Source organism: Oleiphilus sp. HI0061 (assembly GCF_001635675.1).
Genome location: NZ_LWFE01000820.1, coordinates 1 through 5,977, shown reverse-complemented (window position 1 = coordinate 5,977; position 5,977 = coordinate 1). Strand labels below are relative to the sequence as shown.

At 43.5% G+C, this 5,977-nt stretch carries 5 protein-coding genes; 4 read left to right on the top strand and 1 reads right to left on the bottom strand.

The annotated features are described in order from the left end of the window. Positions 1-248, bottom strand: a 248-nt coding sequence (locus A3735_RS28835) for a hypothetical protein (protein WP_197485814.1), incomplete at its 3' end; no start/stop codon positions are given. 519 nt (positions 249-767) lie between these two features. Here A3735_RS28835 and A3735_RS09850 point away from each other — a divergent pair. The 4 genes from A3735_RS09850 to A3735_RS09835 form a co-directional block, all read left to right on the top strand. Further along, on the top strand, positions 768-2,552 hold the full coding sequence (locus A3735_RS09850; protein ID WP_068509069.1) for an extracellular solute-binding protein: 1,785 nt from the start codon (positions 768-770) through the stop codon (positions 2,550-2,552). After that, the gene (locus tag A3735_RS09845) at positions 2,552-3,655 is read left to right on the top strand and encodes a microcin C ABC transporter permease YejB (RefSeq protein WP_068509072.1); all 1,104 of its coding nucleotides are present in this window, start codon (positions 2,552-2,554) and stop codon (positions 3,653-3,655) included. The genes A3735_RS09850 and A3735_RS09845 overlap by 1 nt, the downstream gene beginning before the upstream one ends. 2 nt (positions 3,656-3,657) lie before the next feature. Further along, positions 3,658-4,692 (top strand): ABC transporter permease, encoded by a 1,035-nt coding sequence (locus A3735_RS09840; RefSeq protein ID WP_068509074.1) that lies wholly within the window; start codon positions 3,658-3,660, stop codon positions 4,690-4,692. Between the two features lie 26 nt (positions 4,693-4,718). Continuing rightward, the coding region (locus A3735_RS09835) for an ATP-binding cassette domain-containing protein (RefSeq protein WP_068638006.1) at positions 4,719-5,977 on the top strand (1,259 nt) is incomplete at its 3' end.

Below are 5,977 nucleotides of genomic sequence, written 5' to 3'. Positions count from 1 at the left end.
GCTTTCTCTTCTTTAGCTTTCTCTGCTTTAGCTTTCTCTGCTTTAGCTTTCTCTGCTTTAGCTTTCTCTGCTTTAGCTTTCTCTGCTTTAGCTTTCTCTGCTTTAGCTTTCTCTGCTTTAGCTTTCTCTTCTGTTAAAGGCTTTTCCTCTTCCTCCTCCTCTTCCTCTTCCTCTTCCTCTTCATTAATAGGATTATCTAATTTTATCAGAACTTTATGCTGCTTTTCTTCCTCTTCATCTTTATCCACCTGAGCAAGCATAACCACGCCGATTATAATCGCATGCAGCAAAAAACTAAGGCCAACAAATAAGGCGTAGCGATCTAAGTAGCGTCTTGGTAACATCAGTATTGCAACAACTCTTAATAGGCATTAAGCCTTTTATAACGATGAATTCAGGCCTTCAAGCAACGAAAGCTCTTATTATGTCTAATGTAATTCCCTTTAAAAAACCATCCCCAAAGGCCAAGCATAAAGGCAAAACTTTATGCAAAAGCGGCTTTCATAAGTGGAAGGTTATAAGCAACTCAAAGTTCGACGTTAAACAGGGCAAGCTTGTAACGGTGTCAAAATGCCAGCGTTGCGGCCTTGTAAAAAACGAACTTAAATAACAGTTTTGCCTAACTAAATATTTCGTAAGCCTTTAAGGTGATAAAAGCTATAGACGAGTCTATCATTTAACTTTACGATCTTTCATCCTGTAATTTGCACTAAAGTGTGCATTGAGACTAGATTTTTCAACTACATTTACAATAAGCAAAATAAGCCATGCATTTTAAATTCGCTTTGTTTTTTACTCTCATCTTTCAAACTTTCACTATTGCTGCAAATCCTCAGCACGGTATTGCAATGCATGGTTCGTTAAAATACGACCCGTCTTTTGAGCATTTTGACTACGTCAACCCTGTTGCAAACCAGGGTGGCACATTAAAACTAGGCGTTGTCGGTGATAACTTCGACAGTTTCAACCCTTATATTATTAAAGGCGTTTCTGCCGCGGGTGTTCGCTACTTGTATGAAAGTCTCACAAAGCATGCGAGTGATGAAGCTTTCAGCGAATATGGACTAATTGCCGAAACAATCGAGACGCCTGATGACCGTTCATCAGTTACATTCAAGCTAAACCCTAATGCCAAGTTTTCTGATGGCAGCCCCATAACAGCAGACGACGTAAAGTTCAGTTTCGAAACACTAACGAAGCATGAAAAAGCACAACCATTCTATGCAGCTTACTATGCCGATGTNAAAAACGTTGAGGTTCGCTCAGATTCAGTCATTCATTTTGAGTTTGCTACCAATCAAAATAAAGAACTCCCGCTCATCATTGGTCAACTCCCGATTTTTTCCAAAAACTATTGGAGTAAACACGATTTCGGTAAATCGTCGCTAAATATTCCTGTCGGCAACGGCCCTTACATGATCGACAGCTTTGACCCTGGTCGCTCGGTCACACTGAAGAAAAACCCAAACTACTGGGCAAAAGATCTTGCGGTTAACAAGGGTATGTATAATTTCGATAAAATCGTATACGAATATTACAAAGATAACACTGTTGCATTGGAGGCTTTCAAAGCTGGCGAGTTTGATTTCCGCATTGAGAACACTGCACGCAACTGGGCTAACGCCTACGTCGGCCCAAAGTTTGATAACGGCGAACTGATCAAAGAAGAAGTTAAGCACGAGCGCCCAGCCGGTCTTCAGGCTTTTGTTATCAATACACGTAGAGAACTTTTCAAGGATAGCCGTGTCAGACAGGCGCTCGCCTATGCATTTGACTTTGAATGGACCAACCAGAATTTGTTTAATGGGCAATATGCACGCAGTAATAGTTATTTTGAGAACTCTGAACTCGCTTCGCGGGGCTTGCCGACTGGTGAAGAGCTAAGCACCCTTGAAGCCTTTAGAGACCAACTTCCATCATCTGTTTTTACAAGTGAATACCGTTCACCTAGCACAGAAAAACCTGCAAGCTTGCGAAAAAATTTAAGGAAAGCCATCAAGTTACTGAAAGAAGCAGGCTGGTCTGTGAAGGATGGCAAGCTGACAAATAAGCAGAGCGGAAAGCCCTTTTCATTCGAGTTTTTATTATTCCAGAAAGACTTTGAGCGTGTAGTACAACCCTTTATTAAAAATCTTGAAAAACTTGGAATTGAAGCCGGTATCCGCGTCGTAGATACTACCCAGTATATAAATCGCCGCCGCTCTTTTGACTTCGATGTGATGGTTGGTGGTTTTGGTCAGTCAAATTCACCAGGTAACGAGCAAAGAGAATACTGGCATTCATCAAAAGCCAATACGCAGGGTTCTAGAAACATTGCCGGAATACAAGACCCTGTCGTGGATAAGCTTGTTGATCTTGTCATCAGTGCGCCAGACAGAAAGTCTTTAGTTAATCGAACTCGTGCTCTCGACAGAGTTCTACTACACGGGCACTACGTAATACCTAACTGGTATAACCCGGTTGAGCGTATCGCTTACACTAAGAGCCTTGCGAGACCTGAAATTTCCCCCAAATCCGGAGTAGCGATCGATACGTGGTGGTTCCGTAAGTAATGAGCGCCTACATTCTTCGCAGACTTCTTCTTATGATACCGACACTACTCGGTATCATGCTCTTAAACTTCATTATCGTGCAAGCAGCACCCGGCGGCCCCGTTGAGCGAATGCTCGCACAGATTCAGGGAATGGGTTCAGACGTTCAAAGCCGTTTAGGCGGCGGTAGCGGAGAGCTATCTACCAACACCTCAAGTTCTAGCAGCTCTGGCAGCTCCTCTAAATACCATGGTGCTCAAGGCCTTGACCCTGAGCTTATTGAGCGCATTGAAAAGATGTATGGCTTCGATAAGCCAGCTTATGAGCGCTTCTTTATTATGATCAAAAACTATGCTGTTTTTGACTTTGGCGAAAGCTTTTTCCGCGACAAAAGTGTACTCGACTTAGTCCTTGAAAAAATGCCGGTATCAATTTCTCTTGGTCTTTGGTCAACACTGATCATCTACCTTATATCGATCCCGCTCGGCATCAAAAAAGCGATCAAAGACGGCTCCAAGTTCGACCTTTGGACCAGTAGTGTCATTATTGTTGGTTACGCAATTCCTGGCTTCTTATTCGGCGTTATCCTAATAGTTCTCTTTGCTGGTGGAACATACTGGGACTGGTTCCCTTTACGCGGTCTTACCTCGCCAGACTTTGACACCATGACGACAAGCGAGCAAATTCTGGATTATGCTTGGCACCTAGTACTGCCAGTTACCGCTATCGTTATAGGTGGCTTTGCAACTCTAACAATGCTTACCAAGAACTCCTTCATGGATGAGATCAACAAGCAGTATGTTACGACTGCCAGAGCTAAGGGGCTCACAGACAAAAGCATTTTATATGGACATGTATTTAGAAATGCCATGCTGATAGTTATTGCAGGAATGCCTAGCGCCTTGATCGGTATATTCTTCACAGGCTCGATGTTGATAGAGGTAATTTTTTCGCTTGACGGCCTTGGACTGCTTGGTTTCGAAGCTGTACTCAACCGCGATTATCCGGTTATGTTTGGAACGCTTTACGTATTTACCCTGGTTGGTCTAATTCTAAAACTCATTAGCGACCTGACATACGTCTTTATTGACCCGCGAATTGACTTTGCAAGCAGGGAGCAATAGTGATGTTGATTAATACTAGCTCGTGGTCACCCCTGAATCGCCGACGCCTTGCTAACTTCAAGGCCAATAAACGCGGATATTACTCTTTAATCTTATTCTCGATTTTATTTTTTGCTTCACTGTTTGCCGAAATCATTGCAAATGACAAGCCTCTTTTGGTGTCCTATCAGGGTGAACTTTATACGCCATTCTTAAATAGTTACCCAGAAACCGCATTCGGAGGAGACTTTGAGACCGAAGCCGACTATCGTGACGAATACGTTTCTGAGCTGATTAATGAAGAAGGCTGGATGTTATGGCCTCTTATACAATACAGCTACGACACCATTAACTATCAACTTCCTGTACCCGCCCCAAGCCCTCCTTCAAGTGAAAACTTACTTGGGACCGACGATCAGGCTCGTGATGTTGTCGCAAGATTGATTTACGGTTTTAGAATATCAGTACTCTTTGGTTTAGCACTCACATTATTTAGCTCTGTTGTTGGTGTGGTAGTTGGCGCTATACAAGGCTTTTATGGCGGCCGCATCGACCTTTATGGCCAACGTTTTATAGAAATCTGGTCTGGGCTACCCGTTCTATTTCTGCTGATAATCATGAGTAGTATTATTACGCCTAACTTCTGGTGGCTACTTGGTATTATGCTGTTATTCAGCTGGATGGGGCTAGTTGACGTTGTACGCGCAGAGTTCTTGCGCGCTAGAAACCTAGAATACGTACGCGCAGCCCGTGCACTAGGCTTGGACAATAGAGGAATTATGTTTAGACACATGCTTCCTAATGCTATGGTCGCGACACTTACTTTCATGCCTTTCATTCTCACGGGTTCAATTACTACCCTGACCTCTCTCGACTTTCTTGGCTTTGGGCTTCCACCAGGATCACCCTCACTAGGTGAACTGATTTCACAAGGCAAAACAAATTTACACGCACCCTGGCTCGGCGCATCGGCATTTATTGTTCTTGCACTAATGCTGTCTCTACTTGTATTTATTGGCGAAGCCGTACGCGACGCATTCGACCCAAAAAAGATATAAGCACGCACTCAAGGTAATTAGTTTTTATGACAAACGATAACGATGCTCAAATATCTATCAGAGACCTTCGTGTTTGCTTTCAACAAGGAGAGCAAGAAATAGAGGCAGTTAAAGGTATCAGTTTTGATATTCACGCGGGAAAGACAATCGCAATTGTTGGCGAAAGCGGTTCTGGAAAATCAGTAACTGCCCAGGCGATTCTCGGCTTACATCCAAGAAATAAAACGTCTTACCCGAGTGGCGAAATCCTTTTTCAAAACAAAGACCTTTTAAAAGCAAGCGAGACTGAATTAAGAAGTGTGCGTGGCGGTAAAATTGGCATGATCTTTCAGGAGCCAATGACGTCACTTAATCCGCTACATACGATTGAGAAACAAATTGCCGAATCAATACAGTTACACAGCGCTCATTCAACTCGAGCCGCTCGTAAGCGTGTTATCGAATTACTAGATCTAGTTGGTATTCCTGAGCCTGAGTCTCGCCTGGGATCCTATCCTCACCAACTATCAGGCGGACAAAAGCAGCGCGTAATGATCGCTATGGCGCTAGCCAACGAACCAGACATACTCATCGCAGATGAGCCAACAACAGCGTTGGATGTAACCGTACAAAAGCAGGTACTTGAGTTAATCCGGGGGTTACAAAAAAAGTTTGGAATGTCCGTCATTCTTATTTCCCACGACCTGAGCATCGTACGCCATTATGCAGACGAAGTGGTAGTGATGCACCATGGAAAACTCATCGAATCTGGATATTGCGAAGATATCTTCGCTACTCCAAAGCAAGAGTATACGAAGCTACTTATTAACTCTGACCCTAGCGGCTCACCTAAGAAAATCCCGAACGACGCTAAAACAATTTTAGAAAGTAAGGACATCAACGTATGGTTTCCTACTAAGAAAAGTTTCTGGGGCAAGCCTCTTGAGTTCTTAAAGGCAACTAAAGACATCTCAATAAAACTAAAAGCAGGCGAAACTCTTGGTATCGTCGGCGAAAGCGGCAGCGGAAAAACCACCCTCGGCCTCGCTTTACTTAGACTTCAGCAATGTGAAGGTGAGATATTCTTTGAAGGTAAGCCCACTCACAATCTTGACCAACAAGCATTCCGCCCCTTCCGAAAAGAAATGCAAATTGTCTTTCAGGACCCCTATGGCAGCCTCAGTCCTCGCATGTCAATTATGCAAATCATTAACGAGGGCTTAGAAATACATAACATTGGAACTCCTGACGAACGAGAACAAATAATCATTAAAGTGCTCGAAGAGGTCGAACTCGACCCGGGCAT

What these genes read in the sequence shown, in the direction of transcription:
- A3735_RS09845 (WP_068509072.1), top strand. Translation starts at nt 2,552, where the DNA reads ATGAGCGCCTACATTCTTCGCAGACTTCTTCTTATGATACCGACACTA.
- A3735_RS09840 (WP_068509074.1), top strand. Translation starts at nt 3,658, where the DNA reads ATGTTGATTAATACTAGCTCGTGGTCACCCCTGAATCGCCGACGCCTT.